Source organism: Nostoc sp., assembly GCF_036919615.1.
In the GTDB taxonomy this organism is placed as follows: Bacteria; Cyanobacteriota; Cyanobacteriia; order Cyanobacteriales; family Nostocaceae; genus Nostoc.
This window is the reverse complement of record NZ_JBALCN010000083.1, coordinates 1-16,613: the sequence shown is the minus strand read 5'-3', so window position 1 is coordinate 16,613 and position 16,613 is coordinate 1. Positions and strand designations below refer to the sequence as shown.

15 protein-coding genes are annotated in these 16,613 nt (G+C 41.0%); 9 read left to right on the top strand and 6 right to left on the bottom strand.

Features of this window, described 5'->3' with window-relative positions:
* Positions 1–2: 2 nt before the first annotated feature.
* Positions 3–1,460, top strand: a complete 1,458-nt coding sequence (locus tag V7K48_RS23155; RefSeq protein WP_335075739.1) for a mechanosensitive ion channel domain-containing protein — start codon at positions 3–5, stop codon at positions 1,458–1,460.
* A gap of 591 nt (positions 1,461–2,051) precedes the next feature.
* Positions 2,052–2,399 carry a winged helix-turn-helix transcriptional regulator gene (locus tag V7K48_RS23150; RefSeq protein WP_335075737.1) on the top strand — a complete coding sequence of 116 codons (348 nt, stop codon included), beginning with the start codon at positions 2,052–2,054 and terminating at the stop codon, positions 2,397–2,399.
* 82 nt (positions 2,400–2,481) lie between these two features.
* Here V7K48_RS23150 and V7K48_RS23145 read toward each other — a convergent pair whose 3' ends face one another.
* From V7K48_RS23145 to V7K48_RS23135, 3 genes are all read right to left on the bottom strand, one after another.
* Positions 2,482–2,874, bottom strand: a complete 393-nt coding sequence (locus V7K48_RS23145) for a salt stress protein, Slr1339 family (RefSeq protein ID WP_335075735.1) — start codon at positions 2,872–2,874, stop codon at positions 2,482–2,484.
* Between the two features lie 28 nt (positions 2,875–2,902).
* Positions 2,903–3,508: a vWA domain-containing protein gene (locus V7K48_RS23140; protein ID WP_273764637.1), complete on the bottom strand. Its 606-nt coding sequence runs from the start codon at positions 3,506–3,508 to the stop codon at positions 2,903–2,905.
* 250 nt (positions 3,509–3,758) lie between these two features.
* Entirely contained in the window at positions 3,759–4,364 is a 606-nt protein-coding gene (locus V7K48_RS23135) for a vWA domain-containing protein (RefSeq protein WP_273764635.1), read from the bottom strand.
* Positions 4,365–4,775: 411 nt separating this feature from the next.
* On the opposite strand from V7K48_RS23135, the gene V7K48_RS23130 reads away from it, so the two are divergent.
* The 3 genes from V7K48_RS23130 to V7K48_RS23120 all read left to right on the top strand — a co-directional run bounded on the left by V7K48_RS23130 (position 4,776) and on the right by V7K48_RS23120 (position 9,411).
* Positions 4,776–5,507, top strand: coding sequence for a PAS domain-containing protein (locus V7K48_RS23130; RefSeq protein WP_335075733.1), 732 nt, complete (start codon positions 4,776–4,778; stop codon positions 5,505–5,507).
* A 6-nt stretch (positions 5,508–5,513) separates the two neighbouring features.
* Entirely contained in the window at positions 5,514–7,946 is a 2,433-nt protein-coding gene (locus tag V7K48_RS23125) for a PAS domain-containing sensor histidine kinase (RefSeq protein ID WP_335075731.1), read from the top strand.
* Positions 7,947–8,349: 403 nt separating this feature from the next.
* A complete protein-coding gene (locus V7K48_RS23120; RefSeq protein ID WP_335075729.1) occupies positions 8,350–9,411 on the top strand; it encodes a PstS family phosphate ABC transporter substrate-binding protein in 1,062 nt (353 codons plus the stop codon).
* 436 nt (positions 9,412–9,847) lie between these two features.
* Here V7K48_RS23120 and obgE read toward each other — a convergent pair whose 3' ends face one another.
* Together obgE and V7K48_RS23110 are read right to left on the bottom strand one after the other, a co-directional pair.
* Entirely contained in the window at positions 9,848–10,876 is a 1,029-nt protein-coding gene (gene obgE, locus V7K48_RS23115; protein WP_335075727.1) for a GTPase ObgE, read from the bottom strand.
* Positions 10,877–10,950: 74 nt separating this feature from the next.
* Complete coding sequence (locus V7K48_RS23110) at positions 10,951–11,628, bottom strand: Mo-dependent nitrogenase C-terminal domain-containing protein (RefSeq protein WP_335075725.1); 678 nt, start codon at positions 11,626–11,628, stop codon at positions 10,951–10,953.
* 443 nt (positions 11,629–12,071) lie between these two features.
* Between V7K48_RS23110 and V7K48_RS23105 the strand changes: the two genes are divergently transcribed.
* The 4 genes from V7K48_RS23105 (at position 12,072) to V7K48_RS23090 (ending at position 16,056) form a co-directional block, all read left to right on the top strand.
* Positions 12,072–13,172 carry a glutamate--cysteine ligase gene (locus tag V7K48_RS23105; protein ID WP_335075723.1) on the top strand — a complete coding sequence of 367 codons (1,101 nt, stop codon included), beginning with the start codon at positions 12,072–12,074 and terminating at the stop codon, positions 13,170–13,172.
* A gap of 513 nt (positions 13,173–13,685) precedes the next feature.
* Positions 13,686–14,042: a hypothetical protein gene (locus tag V7K48_RS23100; protein ID WP_335075721.1), complete on the top strand. Its 357-nt coding sequence runs from the start codon at positions 13,686–13,688 to the stop codon at positions 14,040–14,042.
* A gap of 382 nt (positions 14,043–14,424) precedes the next feature.
* Positions 14,425–14,964, top strand: a complete 540-nt coding sequence (locus tag V7K48_RS23095) for a Dps family protein (protein ID WP_335075719.1) — start codon at positions 14,425–14,427, stop codon at positions 14,962–14,964.
* Between the two features lie 324 nt (positions 14,965–15,288).
* Complete coding sequence (locus V7K48_RS23090) at positions 15,289–16,056, top strand: ChaB family protein (protein WP_335075717.1); 768 nt, start codon at positions 15,289–15,291, stop codon at positions 16,054–16,056.
* A gap of 72 nt (positions 16,057–16,128) precedes the next feature.
* Here the strand turns inward: V7K48_RS23090 and V7K48_RS23085 are convergent, their stop codons facing one another.
* On the bottom strand, positions 16,129–16,494 hold the full coding sequence (locus tag V7K48_RS23085; protein ID WP_335075715.1) for a TIGR02588 family protein: 366 nt from the start codon (positions 16,492–16,494) through the stop codon (positions 16,129–16,131).
* Positions 16,495–16,613 lie beyond the last annotated feature (119 nt).

Sequence of the window (16,613 nt, the reverse complement as noted above, 5' to 3'; positions counted from 1 at the left end):
TCATGCGCCAAGACATTTTAACTTGGGGAATTGCCTTGATGCTGGGAGTTCCGATCGTGGCGATCACCCTCAACGAAGTGATTGAGAGATTACAACGGCAGAATATACCGTTAGTAGAAACACTGCAACATTTGCGGAATCTTGTGTTACCATTTCTGACTGCATGGCTAGTTATGCGTCAGATTCTCACTCTCGATCCTTCAGGAAACTTGATCCGTGCAATTGAAAGCTTATTTTGGGTGGCAATTATGTACACCGGACTATCTTTTTTAAACACTACTCTGACAAACCACAAAAAACCCAAAGCTTGGCAAATTCGAGTACCAAATCTCTATTTGTTGCTAGCAAGGGCATCAGTTATATTACTCATTGGGGTGCATATTTTTTCTAATATTTGGAAAATTGATTTAGCACACATTACAGCTGCTCTTGGGGTTGGCTCTCTAGTGGTAGCGTTAGCTCTAAAAGATACATTAGGCAATCTAGTTTCAGGTTTTCTGCTGCTCTTGGAGAGACCCTTTGAAGAAGGAGATTGGATAAAATTTTCGCAGCGAACAGGCACAAGTTTTGACGGAGAAGTAATTGAGATGAACTGGCGATCTGTTCGCCTGAAAACCAGAAATAGAGACATCATTGTCATCCCAAATGCAGAACTTGGACAAACAACTTTTGAAAACTATACCTTACTCAATCCCATCCATGCAGAAAGGGTTTTCCTCAAGTTTTCTCATAATGATTTGCCTAATCAAGTTATAAATATTCTGCAACAAGCTGCATTAGAAACTTCAGGAATTATTACCGAGCCAGAACCTAAAACACGTATCAAGGAATATGGTGATTTTTTCATCAATTACGAGATGAAAATATACATCAATGATTATCCTAAGAAAGATGATATAAAAGGTGATTTATTAAAACGAGTCTACTACGCCATCAAGCGTCACAAGTTAACAATTCCCTTGCCAACTCAAATAGAATATTCCCTCAATCAAGCTTTGTTAACAAGCGAAGTTCCACAAGAAAGAGTATTGGAATATTTGGAAGCGCTGCCTTATCTTGTTTTTCTCGACCCTAGTACTATCAATAAACTTGCTCGTAGTGCCATTGTTGAAGAATACGGCGTAGGCGAATGTGTTGTCAAAGCTGGAAATCTCGACAAAGGATTTTTTATTGTTTGGGATGGATGCGTTTGCCTCTCCGTAAAAAACTCTCAAGGGAAAGAGCAAGAAGTATTTCGTTTGTCAAGCGGCGATTGTTTCGGTGAAATGTCACTCTTAGCAGGACAACCCAGTTTAGTGACTGTCACGGTGGTTCAAGATTTACAGGTGATCATGATTTCGACTGAGGTAATCATTAACCTTGCAGAACACAGTGCTAAGTTTGCCTTAGAAATCAACCGCTTAATTGAGGAGCGAGATAAGGCAATCAAGCTAGTTCAAGGAATGGTGAAGCCCTCTTGAACTAATTTGTACAGATATTTCAAATGATCAATGTAAAACCAGCAATCACCCCATATCTTACTCTGTGAGAAGGGTACACAGCATTAAATCATCACCCTAGTCACCCTTGTTGCCATGTGACTGACCACAATCTTAGCAAGTCCGGTATCAATCACTGCTGTTGACGATTTGCAAGTTCTTGTTATCTACTCAGATGCTGTAAATTTAATGATTGAACGTCAACCAAGCTAGGGGCGTGAAATAGGTAAAATTATAGAAGCGCGAACCAAAGCGGTAAATATGGCTCAACAGGCAGATGTTTCGTTCAATGCTGAGGTTGAATTGCCTATAAGGATTTTGAAGTAATTGAGGTTCTTGAGTATTCTTAAAGAAATTAAGAAAAATCAGCAAACACTAGTTATGGAAGACCTAAAACAAGCAATAATCAGATAACTAGTACAGCGCGGCGGAAATAAACAACCCATTTCAAATCAACGAAACGTTTACGCTGTATTCCTTTTGACTTTTGAATGAGTGACTTTTGACTTCCGCCTTGCGGTACTAGCGATACTACCCAGCAAACCTGAGTCAGGTTCTTCCGACAAAAAAACTATGAAAGCTGAAGCAGAAAACCATCGCAGGCTGACTTGTGAAGTAGAAACTACCCTAAAGGTGATTGGCGGACGCTGGAAAGTTTTGATTATTAGAGAATTAATGACTGATGTCAAACGGTTTGGTGAGTTACAACGGGCTTTACCTGGAGTTACGCAAAAGATGCTAACCCAACAACTCAGAGAAATGGAGGAAGATGGGATTATTCATCGAGAAGTTTATCCCCAAATTCCACCCAAAGTAGAATATTCTCTAACGCCTTTAGGAGAAACTTTACAACCAATTCTCTATGCTATGCATGAATGGGCTGTTCAACATTTAGCTCAAACAAATCACCATCAATATTGAGGATAGGTAATAAATAATAATTGCTAACTTATAATTTGAGCTAGCAGATTTATCAGTAAGGTTTTAAATTTTGACTTATTTATTAATTGCTTCTTAAATATTCAATCGCTGCCTCTAATTTGGAAGAGTAACTTTCAGCAAACCTTTCAAACCAAAGTCCTTCGGACGAAAGTGGATCTACTTTAGCTAACCATTCTTTAGCCTGCACTTTCAAAGCCTCTAGTTGTTTGGCTTTGAGTTGTTCTTGTCGAACTCTTTCCTGTTCTAGTTCTTGCTGTCTTTTTAACTCAAGAGCAGCATCCTTTTGTGCAAAATCAGCCTGAACTTCTGCCAAAAGGTTATCGATAAAAGATGCCGATTTTGGCGATGGTGGGATAAAAGATTTGGCTGTGGCTGATTTTGACTGCTGCTGTTGAGGTTGTACTTCTTTGTATTCACTTTGCAGTTCAGCTAACAGCTTATCAATGGAATCCATTTTTGTAATTCCTAATAATATAGTATAGCTAGTCATTAATGGCATTGAGCAGCACTTCGGATAGACTCAAATCTTCCATATCTTCCATAGTAATGGTGTCACAGATATCAAACTTAGCACCAGCACTTTGAAGTTCATCGTCTAAGACTTTGAGAAAGCGGGTAGCTTGGGGATCTGTACCGACTTGAATGAAGGAAATTGCTAATTCTTCATCTCGATCGATGCGGCGAGAAGCTTCAATAATCACTTTCATGACTGCTTTGCGATCGTCTGGTTCACCATCAGTAACCACTAAAATAGTTTCACCATTTGGCTTTGTTTGACCAGCTGCTTTCCGTTGTAAGTAATCATCAGTTGCGTGTTTTAACACACCTGCTAAATCAGTTGTACCAGAGGGATCATTTTCTCTAAAGATTTGCGCTACTATGTTAGATGTCACATTTTCGTATCGCTTAAATTTACCAGAAAATACATAGATAGTGATGCCATCGGGGTCAAATTGCTCACACTTACTAGCTAAGGCTAAAGTAGATTCCTGTGCTGCAACCCATCGACTTCTACCACCCTTTTGATCTTGGGTTGCCATGCTGCCGCTTTTGTCGATAATTAAGGTATAGTCACGATTTTCTAGCATTATTTAATTCTCCAGTTAAGACTCAATCAATTTTGGATTTTGGACTTTCCTGCGGAACGCTACGCGAACGGCTACGCTCAGTCGAACGATTTGAGATTTTAGATTAACCGTTAATCTAAAGATAGGGGATTGAGAAAGTAATTTGGGATTTAGGATTTTTCCCTAACTAGGCTTTAATTTTGAATCCTTCAATCCAAAATTTAAAATTTAAAATCTAAAATTGCTTATTGGACTATGGGTGATTAACACATTAGTCAGTTATTGCGTTCGTCAATACATCTACAAGACTCATTTCTTCTAAGTCGTCTAAAGTGACGGTATCGCAGATATCAAATTTAGCACCGACACTTTGCAACTGGTCATCCAAAGCTTTGAGGAACTTAGTTGCTTGGGCATCTGAACCGACTTGAATGATCGAAATTCCTAATTCTTCATCACGTTCCATCTGGCGAGTAGCATGAATGATGACTTCAAACACAGCTTTGCGATCGTCTGGTTCACCATCAGTAATGACTAAAATTGTCTCTCCGTTTGGTTTGCTTTTACCGGCAGCTTTGCGTTGAAAGTAATTATTTAAGGCATCCTGGAGTACACCTGCTAAATTTGTCGTCCCAGAAGGGTCATTTTCAAGAAATATCTGTGCGACTTTGGCTGAGGTGACATCATCGTAGCGTTTAAATCTACCGGAAAACAAGTAAACAGTAATACCATCGGGGTCAAACTGTTCCGCCTTTCTTGCCAAAGCCAGAGTAGACTCTTGGGCTATCTCCCATCTACTTCTACCACCTACTTGGTCGGGTGTGGACATACTACCGCTTTTGTCAATGATTAATGTATAATCGCGATCGCTCATCATAATATTCCGATGATTGTTACCCTGTGGTTCTAGTCTAACTCCGTTTTTTTACGAGCAAGCAAGGCTTTTAAGTATTTGTATCAATTCTGTTAATCAAAAAAGCCGCGCCACAGTTGATGAATGCCATCGCTAGTGCGTCTTTGTTCCCGTAGAGAACGAAATCTTTCTAGTCCCCAGTCCCCTGAAAACATTAAAAGTGAGAGATTGGTTTGCTTGTTGCATCCATATTTAGTCTGGGAATAATAAATACTACTGATCCTGACACACGCAGCTAAATAAACGTGAGTTCGACAAACCTCTCCCTGCCTTGAACAAAAGTTCAAGTCTTTCCCTCTCCGACTCGGAGAAGGACGGTTTTACGTAGTAAAACCTTCTTAGAGGTTTCTTTATTGCTCAATTATAAATTCGGGTATGAACCATCCTAAATCCTCAGATAACGCCGCGCAAAAACAAAACACGCAGCAGCAAAACTTCTCCCCGGCATTTCTGCATCAGATGATCAATGGCATATCTGACTCAATTTTTGTCAAAGACCGTGAACATCGCTGGGTATTAGTTAACGATACCTACTGTGATTTCGTCGGTCATAGCCGAGAAGAATTAATTGGCAAATCAGACGATGATTTTTTTCCTCAAGCAGAAGCTGATGTGTTCCGGCAAAAAGATGAACTGGTTTTCACCACAAATATTACTAACGAGAATCAGGATCTTTTTACCGATGCTCAGGGTATAACCCATCTCATCTTTACAAAAAAGTCTTGCTTTGAGGATGAGACTGGTAAGAAATTTCTGGTGGGTAGTATTCGAGACATCATTTTACAGAATCAAGTCGGGAAAGTTCCAGGTGTGACTGGCAGAGTTACTGATATTACTGAACTCATGCAAAAGAGCGAGGCAGTTCGGGAAACCCTGGAAGAACTGCGCCAACAAAATGAAGAACTAGCGATCGCTCGTGAAACGGCTGAATTAGAGCATCGGCGTTACCAAGATTTGTTTGATCTCGCCCCAAATGGTTACTTAGTGACCGATGGAGTCGGCATGATCAAAGAGGCTAACTATGTAAGCGCAGCCTTACTATCTGTGAGACAAAACTATCTGGTAGGTAAACCATTAATCCTCTTTATCGCTGAACCAGATCGCTAAACCTTCATGAACAAACTGGCAAATTTGCAGCAGGTGCAGGATTGGGAAGTCTATCTACAGTCACCAGGAGGTACAGCCTTTCCTGCTAGTGTCAGGATGGTTGCTATGTATGATTCACAAGGTCAGCAGGTCGGCTGGCGTTGGTTGCTTTGCGACATCAGCGAACAGCAAGCCGCACTGTGCGCTCGCCAGCAAGCAGAGTCAGACTTACACCGCATTAATGCTGTACTCCAAGCTCAACAAGAAGCTTCCATCGACGGAATTCTGATTATTGATGAAAATCGTACAGTTACATCATCCAATCAGAAATTCTCCCAGTTATGGCAAATTCCTGCGGCACTGCTCCAAACACGCGACGATCGCCAACTCTTGGGATGGGTACTAGACCAACTAGTCAATCCAGACGAATTTCTAGCTAAGGCGGAGTATCTTTACCAGCATCCAGAGGAAAGCAGCCGTGATGAAATTTTCCTCAAGTCTGGAAAGATTTTTGAGCGCTATTCTGCACCTGTACGTGGATACCAAGGAGCTTGTGGTGAGATATCACCTTTAGAAGACTATTACGGTAGGATTTGGTATTTTCGCGACATTACCGAATACAAGCAAGCAGAGGCAGAACTTAGGGGTTCACAGCAAAGACTGGCGTTGCTGATTGAACAAACACCTTTAGCCATTATTGAATGGAATACCAACTTTGAGGTTCAGACATGGAATCGGTCAGCAGAAAGAATCTTTGGATACACCACAGAGGAAATGCTGGGGAATCGTTTTGAGATCATAGTACCTGAAAACGCCAAAAAGCACGTAAATGAGATTCTCACCGCCCTGCTAACACAACGTGGAGGAAGTTTTAGTGTCAACGAGAATGTCACTAAAGATGGCAGGACGATAGTCTGTGAGTGGTATAACAACCCGTTAGTAACTCCTGATGGCCAGGTTATTGGCGTTGCCTCAATGGTGTTAGACATCACAGAACGCAAACGATCTGAAGAGGAACAGCAAAAATTTGTCGCCTTGATTGAAAACAGCAGCGACTTTATTGGCATTGCTTCAATGGCAGGGCAAATTCTCTATGTGAACCCTGCTGGACTGAAGATGGTGGGACTTAGTAGCCTGGAAACAGCCAAAACCAAATCCTTGGTTGATTGTTATTCACCAGAAGCTTTTGCAGAGTTTCAGCAAAAAATTACTCCTTTGATATTTCAACATGGTTTCTGGCAAGGGGAGTTTCGCTATAGGCATTTTCAAACGGGCATAGAAATTCCCACTGATTGCAGCCTGTTTCTGGTTAAACATCCTGAAACAGGAGAGCCTTTCTGTCGGGTAGCTGTTATTAGGGACATCACAGAACGTAGACAAGCCCAGGAAGCCCTGCTAAAGTCGGAAGCGCAACTACGACAACAAGCCGAAGAACTTAAAGTTGCACTTCGCGAGCTTCAACATACCCAGACTCACTTAATTCAAAGTGAAAAGATGTCCAGCTTGGGTCAACTAGTCGCAGGAGTGGCACACGAAATCAACAACCCGGTCAATTTTATCTATGGCAACCTCAACCCTGCCAAGGAATACACCCAAGATTTACTTTCACTTTTGCAACTCTACCAAAGTCATTATCCTAAACCTGTGCCAGAAATTGAGGATTTTGCAGAACTAATCGAACTGGACTTTCTGAAGTCAGACTTGCCACAAATATTAAACTCGATGAACGTTGGGGCAGACCGCATTCGGGAGATTGTGCTTTCCCTGCGAACTTTTTCGCGCTTAGATGAAGCCGAAATGAAAGCTGTTGATATCCATAAAGGAATCGACAGTACTCTGATGATTTTGCAAAGCCGTCTTAAGGGTAATGACCAGCGCCCAACAATTGAAATAATCAAAGAATACGGCAAACTACCACTGGTTGAATGTTACGCTGGGCAGCTAAACCAAGTATTCATGAATATTTTGTCAAATGCGATCGATGCTTTAGAAGAGGGAGTGGAAAGTGAGGATGAGGGGAATAACCAATGCCCCATACCCAATTCTCCATACCCAATTCCCAATGCCCAATTCCCAATACCTCGGCTTACCTCGACTTCTCTACGAGACGCTGCGCGTAGCTTGCTTCCCCGGAGGAGTACGCTCGGTACAAGTCGCTTAGTACAAGCGCCCAATTCCCAATGCTCAATTCCGACAATTCACATTTGTACTCAACTACAAGAGTCAAATCAGGTAACAATTAGGATTGCTGACAACGGATTGGGAATACCAGAAGATGTTAAAAAACAACTATTCGACCCCTTCTTTACCACCAAACCCATTGGCAAAGGTACGGGAATGGGGCTTGCCATTAGCTACCAGATCATTACAGAAAGACATGGCGGTTTCTTAGAATGTATTTCGCAGCCAGGACAAGGTGCTGAGTTTATGATTAAGATTCCCCTAATTCAGAATAAGTAAGTCGGCACTAATATTTCAAGCTATATTAATAAATTTAAATCATTGGTGCGTTGCGCTGCACAACAACGCACCGTCAACAATTCAAGGTGCGTTAGCCTACTGCATAACACACCCTAGTTCTACTTCAAAATTATATTTCTTCATATTGATCCAAAAATACTGTCAATAGTCTCAAACTGCCATGCCCCTTTGATTGCGATCTAACAACGATCTCAACAAAAGTCGTAGTTGAGCTATGACTTTCGTTGAGCTAAAAGACAAGACGTTCTTCAGATGCTTCCAGCAAGGGTAAATGCCTAAGATAAAGCTTATTCACTTGACTAGCTGAAAATTCACATCGGCTTTAGCAGAATGTGCATTTGAAATCACAGATATAAACTTAGTTCAGCACAGGGCGGAATGAATGAAAGCAAAAGTTAATAAATTGGCTCTAACGCTCTTAACGCTGGCTCTAGCGAGTAGTTGTGCGGCTGGTTCAACTTCTAGTACTCAAAGTCAACAGTCCCCAAACGCTTTTGAAGTTAGTAACACTTCAAAGGCTAGGACGACAATAAAAATTGATGGTTCTAGTACGGTATATCCAATTACCCAAGCAATCGCCAAAGAGTATCAAGCTTCTCCAAAGAATAAAGTGCAGTTAGCAGTTAACATTTCCGATACTACTGGCGGGTTTGAGAAATTTTGTGCCGGAGAAACAGATATTAACAGTGCTTCACGACCCATTTTGAAGACCGAGATGGAAGTTTGCAAAAAAAATGGTGTAGTGTATATGGAGTTTCCCATTGCTTTTGATGCACTTACCGTCGCCGTTAATCCGCAAAACGATTGGGCGAAAGATATTACAGTAGCAGAATTGAAAAAGATTTGGCAACCGTCAGCCCAAGGAAAAATTACCCGATGGAACCAAGTACGTGCATCTTGGCCAGATCGTCCAATGAATTTATATGGTGCTGGTCAAAAGTCTGGTACTTTTGACTACTTTACAGAAGCGACTGTAGGTAAAACTAGAGCCAGCCGTAATGACTATACAGCAAGTGAAGATGATCAGGTATTGGTGAATGATATAATCAAAGACCCAAATGCTCTAGGTTATTTTGGTTATTCTTATTACGAAAAACACCAGAATCAGTTGAAAGCGTTGGCAATTGACAACGGCAAAGGTGCAGTACTGCCGTCGCGTCAAACTGTGGAGAAAGTCCAGTATCAGCCCCTTGCTCGACCTTTGTTTATCTACCTGAATTTTCGAGATAACCAAGACAAAGGATTAGTGAACAAATTTGTAGAATTTTACATTGATAAAGCACCAATAACAGCCAGCGCTGTGGGCTATATACCTTTACCAGATGAAAGTAAACATCTTAATTACGTTCACTTGTATCAAGGAAAAGTAGGAACAGTATTTGGAGGAAAAGCAGAGATGAACTTGACAATAGGGGAATTATTACGGAAGGAAGGACAGTTTTAATTCTGGCTCCAGCTACCCCTGAACTCTCACTTGAGGAAACTCTTCGAGTCTGGCACGTTTCATGTTGGCAGGCGAGTAATGGTAGTTCAATTCTGGTGCTTCTACAAAAAGGGGGCTGTGTTCAATCAGGCTCACCTTTTTTTTCTTGCTCATTCCCCATTTAGTCTAAAGTCCAGTACTTACGTCAACATAATTCATAATTGATAATGACCGAAGAAGAAAAGGATACAAGCCCCTAAATTTATTTATGGGGATTGTAATGCATGAATTTTGAATTCCCTGAAGGGGTTGATGCTCCTGCGTCGCTAACGTAATTCGTAATTTTAAAAGCTTTCATCCCATGAGCAAAAAACAAAGTATTTTTACTACCGACAGCTACTTCTCTTCTGAAAGTAGTAATTACGAATTACGAATTACGAATTACGAATCACACTAATTATCTAAATACCTCCACTTCTTCAGGAACCTTCATTTGATCAAGAATTCCCCAAATTTCCTGTAACATCGGCTCTAACCCGGTGCGGGTAACGGCTGAAATCACAAAAACCGGGGCGTAGGAGAGATGATTAAGTTGGGTAGCTAACGCCTCCAAATCGACAGTTTCCCGATCAACTGCATCAATTTTGTTCAGCGCCAAAATTTGCGGACGTTCTGCTAAACCCTGTCCATAAGCTTGTAGTTCTTGCTTAATTATGTTATAATCTCTAACCACATCATCACTAGTGGCATCAATCAAGTGAAGTAGCACTCGTGTGCGCTCGATATGGCGCAAGAAATCATGTCCTAGCCCAGCCCCGTGAGCTGCTCCCTCAATTAGTCCGGGAATGTCGGCGAAAACAGTACCATCGCCAGTAGGTTTTCGCACTACACCCAAATTTGGGATCAGGGTAGTGAAGGGGTAGTCTGCAATTTTTGGACGTGCAGCTGATAAAGATGAAATTAGAGTGGATTTACCAGCATTTGGTAAGCCAATAATCCCCACTTGTGCCAAAAGTTTTAACTCCAGGCGCAGCTGCTTTATTTCCCCTGGTAGTCCTGGGAGGGCGTATTCTGGGGCGCGGTTACGATTACTCAAGAAATGTTGATTTCCTAGTCCGCCTTTACCACCTTGGGCAATTCGCAAAGTCTGCTTAGGCTCAGTTAAATCCCCCAGCAATTCGCCAGTTTCAGCATCATAAATGGTTGTACCACAGGGAACTTCGATGATCAAATCTTTTCCTCCTGCCCCAGTGCAGTTATTTGGGCCACCACGAGTCCCTTTTTCTGCCTGAAAGCGATGATTGTATCTGAAGTCCAGCAAGGTTTGCAGGTTTTCGTCAGCAACGAAAAATACTGAACCGCCTCGTCCCCCATTACCACCAGAGGGTCCACCAGTCGGCACATATTTCTCCCGCCGGAAGGCGACAATACCATCGCCACCCTTACCGGCTTCAACCTCAATTTCTGCTTGGTCGATAAATTGCATACTTAAATAATAGTGAGAAGTGAGGAGTTTGGAATTAGGAGTAAAAAATTATAACTCCTCACTCTTCACTTTAACTAAATATATGGTGAAACATCTTCACCACATTTATCTGCCAAATAAGAGAGGGCACGGAAACGTAAGCCCACCAGTTGCTCATACAACGGGTTAATTTTACACATCGGTGGGATATGGACAATCTTACGTCCAAATAGGGTGACATCCCGTTCAAAGGGACAATGGGAGGGAATCATTTTACACAAAAAGTGGGCAACTCTTGGGTCTTGGATATCTAGCCCATCGAGCCAGTCACGCAGGGGGTGTAGTGCATTAATTTGACGCTTTGTAAGTCCAGGGCTGGGGATAGTGGGGGTAATTTGCTGTGGGTGTTCCAGGGTGTGGCGAAGGGCTTCCAGGAAATTCTCTGGCTCTTCCAAGGCTTGGCAGAACTGTTGCAGAACCTGATCTTCGCTGGGAGAATAGGTCCCATCTGCGATCGCTACCATTATCGCTGTCCTTAAGAAATTTTCCGCGGCTGGCGTACCTTTACCCAATACTGCGGCTAATTCCTCTGGCGTAATTACCTCTAGTGAGTCCCATTTAATCCCAAGAGCTAATTCATCTTTAGTGATGCTGGCAATTAATTCCTGTTCTTGAGGATCAAAATTACCATCTGCCCAAGCAATGGTGAGCAGTCCACGCAACCAAGCGGCAATCTGTTCGCTGCTGTAGGGGGATTGAACGGTACTTGTCATAAACTCACGTCTCAAGCTTTCGTCAGTCACTACTAAGCTAGCCTACCCAGTGACTATGAAGATGTGGGGGCAACAGAGAAAAATCAAGAAAGCGCGACGCCGAATAGCCAGTCGTAAGCATCGCTGCATACCAACCAAACATAAACCAAAGAAGTTTTCAAATCACAACAGTCGGTCTTGGGGTAAAATCCATCTGAGAGTTATCTTGAGAATTTTTCTACTTAAACTGAATTTGATTGGGGTATTTCAAATATTCATAAGATTCAAGACCGGAATTCGCGCTACGAAGTGATGGAAGTTTGTAAGTATGCTAACCTACCAGCTAAATATATCAGTGTTTTCCTCTAATGAATCATTTACTGATGTTACGTCCTCCTCTGTGGAATTCATATCGCTTGGCATTAGTTAGATTAAGTTAGCTCTAAGCAATTAAGGTATAGAGAATGTTTTTATTTGGTATTGAGCATGAAGTCGCTTTCCTAAATAATGAAGGAAAGTTTGCTGATTTTTCCCACACAAAATTTACTGATTTCAATCAAATTATTGAAAAGCTACCCACATACATTAGCGATTATCCTCAACTGCGCATCGGGGACGGTGGTATCAAACAGAAGAGATGGTACATTGAGGGGTTTGAAAGATTTGCAGATTCTGATAAGCCGATTGACTGTCTACCCAAAGGCATCGAAATTAGAACAACTATACACTCTAATATTGAAACTGTTATTACCGAATTATCAGAAAGTTTTCGCCTGCTACGCGAGGTTGCTGCTGAATTCGGTTTCTCACCAAGTTTAACCAGTTTTAATCCTTACAACCCTGTTTTTGAGCCTAAACCTCCATTAAATGATTATGAAATTAGACGAAGACAAGCTTCTCCTGAAAAACAAACTGCCCATATTCCTATGCTTACTTATGGGCCAGACTTAAATATTTCAGTGGCAGATTTGTCTACTGAAGGTGTGATTGATATTGGCAGAAAGTTAACTTATTACAGTCCTTATATTGTTCCTTTTAGTTATAGTTCTCCTTTTTATAACGGAGGTTTATGGGATGGGCTATCGGTACGAACGTTTATCAGAACCGGAAAAAGACCAGCAGCTCTGGTTTTTGTTCAGAAACAGGAACAACTGATTAATAGCATACCTTCTTTGACAAAAATCGCCCGCATTCCATCAGAAGTAGGACGTATTGAATTTAAGGCTTGTGATAGTTGTGATAATTTTTTCATCTATGCGGCTTTGCTGACATTATTGAAAGGTTTGGTATTAGATGAAACCTTGCTGGGTAGAGCAACTGTACCTGATGCAGGATTACATCAACTTTCTGCAAAAGAAGGGTTTGACAACAAGGATATTTTTAGGAATGCGACAAAAGTCTTGCAAGCAGCCGAAGTTGCCTTGGAAAATGACCCAGATATTCATTATTTAACACTGTTAAAAGTGCTGCTGGCGAAGCGAAAAACAAGATCCCATGAACTAATAGAAATGTTCTATCGTCTAAGTTCAATAGAAGAGGTGATAAAGCAGACTTATCAAGTTTAGAGGAAATTGGGAATAGGGACTCTTAAGAGGCAGGGGAGAGGGGGAGTAAGAGGCAGAGGAGCAAAAGAGTGGAGTTCTAAGGTTTGATTGGATAAAGTCGAGCTAACTGAACATAAATAGTAGAGCCATTAACCTGCCAAAACTAGATTAAGTCGATATACCTAGAGACTGATTTTATTGCCAATAGAGATCCCGGAAATTTCATTCTAGAGATTGATGCAGGCTTTAGCGTTTTCAAAGTAAAAGTAGAAACAGGGAACTTTGAGAAAAGAATGTCAGATACGAAATCTAATGTTTTTGCTAATGAATTAAGGTAGGATTTGCTTATTATCCCTTATTAATTCGATGCAGAAATTTCAAGACAATTTCTTCGTCAAGTTCGTTTTTAAAAAACTTCAAGATTGAAGCGGAGCTTGCTAGTTTTATTATTGCTCAGATGTGCCAAATAAAGGTATAAGCTCTGCTCTTTAAGTAAAAGTTTTGTGTTGTTAAAGCTGTTATCGAGGATTTCAGATGAAAATTATTGCTTCTGTTTTATCTATGTTACGTCCAGTACGTTTTCTAGTTGTAGCTTTTACTTGTGGCTTACTATTATTATCTAGTGCTTTTCCTGCTTTTGCAATCGAAAGCAACCAAAGTGATCCGACCGAAGCTACTACACAACTGCTTGACATTCAACGCAAAACTGACGAAGCCGCTAAAGAACCACCAGCTGGACTGAAAGAAGTTCAAAGAAAGTCAAACGAAGGACTCAATGAGGTTCAGGGAGCTGCTGATATTGACAAGCAGAAGCGTCCTGATAATTCACAGGGTGCAACCTCAGCGGAAGACAAAGTAAAGAGTTTTTTGGATAAAGTTACAGGTAAGTAACAAAAATAATAGTTTGGTAATTTTTCGCTAGTAATGGGTAATTGCGTAAAAGTAGTGAACCCATTACTAATTTGTAATGTGAAGCTAGCAACTTAAATTAACTATAAAATTATCTGAAGATTTTTGGGAAAATCGCGTTTAGATAGTTTTGATTACAGATATCTTAATTTATAATTATATTTAATGTTTTTATGGTTGTAATTGCAAAAATCAATAAAATTTGCTAATTACTAAATTATTAGCCTAATCCTACCTATTAAGGCATAGGTATTATTATGCATATAATAATAAATTATCAACTCACAATATTTCTTTTGGTTGATGTCGATTATGTTGGAAATTTGATAGATTAATAAATAAGTTTGCTTAGGGATGGAAAATAATGCGTGCGATAAACATTGGTTTGACAGAAGAACAGCGTCAAGGTGTAATTAATCTGTTGAATCAAGATTTGGCAGATGCCTATCTACTGTTGGTGAAAACCAAAAAGTACCACTGGGATGTGGTCGGTCCTCAATTCCGCTCTTTGCACCAGCTTTGGGAAGAACACTACCAAAAGCTAACTCTAAATATTGATGCAGTGGCAGAGCGGGTTCGTGCTTTGGGCGGTTATCCAGTTGGCTCATTGGAAGGATTTCTCAAGATTGCTTCCCTCAAGGAACATGCTGGTAGTGTTCCCACAGCAACAGGGATGGTAGCTAATCTAGTGGAAGATCATGAACAGGTTATTCGGAATTTAAGGGATCATGTTGATCAGTCTGGTGAAAAGTTCCACGATCAGGGAACAGCTGACTTTTTAACTGGATTGTTAGAACAGCATGAGGAAATAGCTTGGATGCTGCGTTCATTTATTGAAGGGGAAGCAATAGACGCAGATGGTAGACAGCCAGCAGCAGGGGCTAAGACTCCTGTTGGTGTATAGCTTATAACGTCACCGAATTTTGGATTTTGGATTGAAGATTCAAAATCCAAAATTTAAAAAGGTCTCAGAGCAAGTGAATTTAAACGCGAGAATAATTCTTTAGTCCAAAATCCTTGCACTAATTGACTTGCCCCTGACTTGATTCCTATGCTTCAATTCTTTAATCTAGAATCCAAAATTGATTGACCAGTTGAGGATAGCTGACTGTTCAAACAAGTTGAGGGAGGAATCAATCCTCCCTCAACTCGTGTGAAAGGATTAATCTTTGCATTTACCTATTCACCATATTCATTGTAAAAACAACATAATACAAGGATTATTTAAGTGCCAGAAGTATATAAAGCAGAACGTACTATCTCTGCTGTATTTAAAGAACAGAAGCAAATTGATGATGTGATTCGACGTTTACTAGACAGGGGTGTACCTAGAGATCATATTTCGGTCATGGGTAGAAACTTCCAGTCGGAAACTAGAATCGCTGGCTTTATTAGTAAAAAAGATGTGATTTTGGGAGGTTTGAGAACAGGGGCAGTTTTTGGTTCCTTGTTTGGTTCCTTTCTCAGCTTGCTCAGTGGTGTAGGCGTATTGTTTATTCCCTTTGTCGGTTCAATCGTGGCAGCAGGACCTATTGGTGCAGTGCTGTTAGGGGCTGCTAGTGGAGCGATCGCAGGTAGTGCAGGTGCCGGTCTAGTATCGGTTTTAACTACTTTGGGGATGCCAGAAGATAAAGCGGCTATCTACCAAACCCGCTTACAAGCTGGTGAGTTCTTATTGATGGCAGAAGTTCCGAGCGATCGCGCTGGCGAATTTCAATTGCTGCTCGAAAGTGCTGGTGCCGAAGAAATTCACACGATTGAAAAAACCTTTGCTCGCCCTTGTCCTGGACAGTGCAACAGTCCAGAGGACTTGTCTCCTGAGGTTCGCGCTCATCTTTCTAATAAAGCTCAGAGTACATTCATTGAGCGCTATAATACTGTTTTCAATGAGAAAAACGACGAGTTCACAGCTGAACAAGCTGCTTGGGAGTCTGTTCATCAGCAATATGATGAAGATGAAAATGGTGTTTGGTCAAAAGCTAAAGTTAAAGCTTAAAGATTTCTAAGTAATAAATTATCCAATCTTATCGGGTGGCTATCTTGTCAGCCTTGAATTAATGGCGCTTTACTATGGCAATTTATAGCTACCAACACGCAAATTTAACTGACCTTGGCGTGGGTTCTTGCTAAATATAAATGCGCCTTCTTCACTTTCACCACTAGATAAAAAGTCGATCTGTTGCTCTCCTGTTTCTGCAACTTTACCGTTAATCAGTAACTCAGCCATAATTTGAACTGACTCGGCTGTGTCTCCTCCACTATTCACAACTTCAAAGGGAACATAAAATTGGCCATCAATCTCCCGAATTGTTTGTTTTTTGGTGACAGAAAGGATAGGAGGTTGATTCTTTTCGTTCAGCCAAGTGTAGCCCACCAGACTCACAATGATTGCTAGGATAAGTGAGGCAACGCTGAATGTCACCCACTCAGCCATTGATAGCTTTGGTTTTTGTTCTGTTTTATACCAATTTTATATGAAGCTGCATATAATGGAGAAAAGAAACTCGATAAATTAAAATAGCCATGAGCCGCCCTTTTAAGATTGAAATCGCA

Coding starts and splice junctions, on each gene's coding strand:
- V7K48_RS23155 (WP_335075739.1), top strand. CDS start 3: ATGCGCCAAGACATTTTAACTTGGGGAATTGCCTTGATGCTGGGAGTT.
- V7K48_RS23150 (WP_335075737.1), top strand. CDS start 2,052: ATGAAAGCTGAAGCAGAAAACCATCGCAGGCTGACTTGTGAAGTAGAA.
- V7K48_RS23145 (WP_335075735.1), bottom strand. CDS start 2,874: ATGGATTCCATTGATAAGCTGTTAGCTGAACTGCAAAGTGAATACAAA.
- V7K48_RS23140 (WP_273764637.1), bottom strand. CDS start 3,508: ATGCTAGAAAATCGTGACTATACCTTAATTATCGACAAAAGCGGCAGC.
- V7K48_RS23135 (WP_273764635.1), bottom strand. CDS start 4,364: ATGATGAGCGATCGCGATTATACATTAATCATTGACAAAAGCGGTAGT.
- V7K48_RS23130 (WP_335075733.1), top strand. CDS start 4,776: ATGAACCATCCTAAATCCTCAGATAACGCCGCGCAAAAACAAAACACG.
- V7K48_RS23125 (WP_335075731.1), top strand. CDS start 5,514: ATGAACAAACTGGCAAATTTGCAGCAGGTGCAGGATTGGGAAGTCTAT.
- V7K48_RS23120 (WP_335075729.1), top strand. CDS start 8,350: ATGAAAGCAAAAGTTAATAAATTGGCTCTAACGCTCTTAACGCTGGCT.
- obgE (WP_335075727.1), bottom strand. CDS start 10,876: ATGCAATTTATCGACCAAGCAGAAATTGAGGTTGAAGCCGGTAAGGGT.
- V7K48_RS23110 (WP_335075725.1), bottom strand. CDS start 11,628: ATGACAAGTACCGTTCAATCCCCCTACAGCAGCGAACAGATTGCCGCT.
- V7K48_RS23105 (WP_335075723.1), top strand. CDS start 12,072: ATGTTTTTATTTGGTATTGAGCATGAAGTCGCTTTCCTAAATAATGAA.
- V7K48_RS23100 (WP_335075721.1), top strand. CDS start 13,686: ATGAAAATTATTGCTTCTGTTTTATCTATGTTACGTCCAGTACGTTTT.
- V7K48_RS23095 (WP_335075719.1), top strand. CDS start 14,425: ATGCGTGCGATAAACATTGGTTTGACAGAAGAACAGCGTCAAGGTGTA.
- V7K48_RS23085 (WP_335075715.1), bottom strand. CDS start 16,494: ATGGCTGAGTGGGTGACATTCAGCGTTGCCTCACTTATCCTAGCAATC.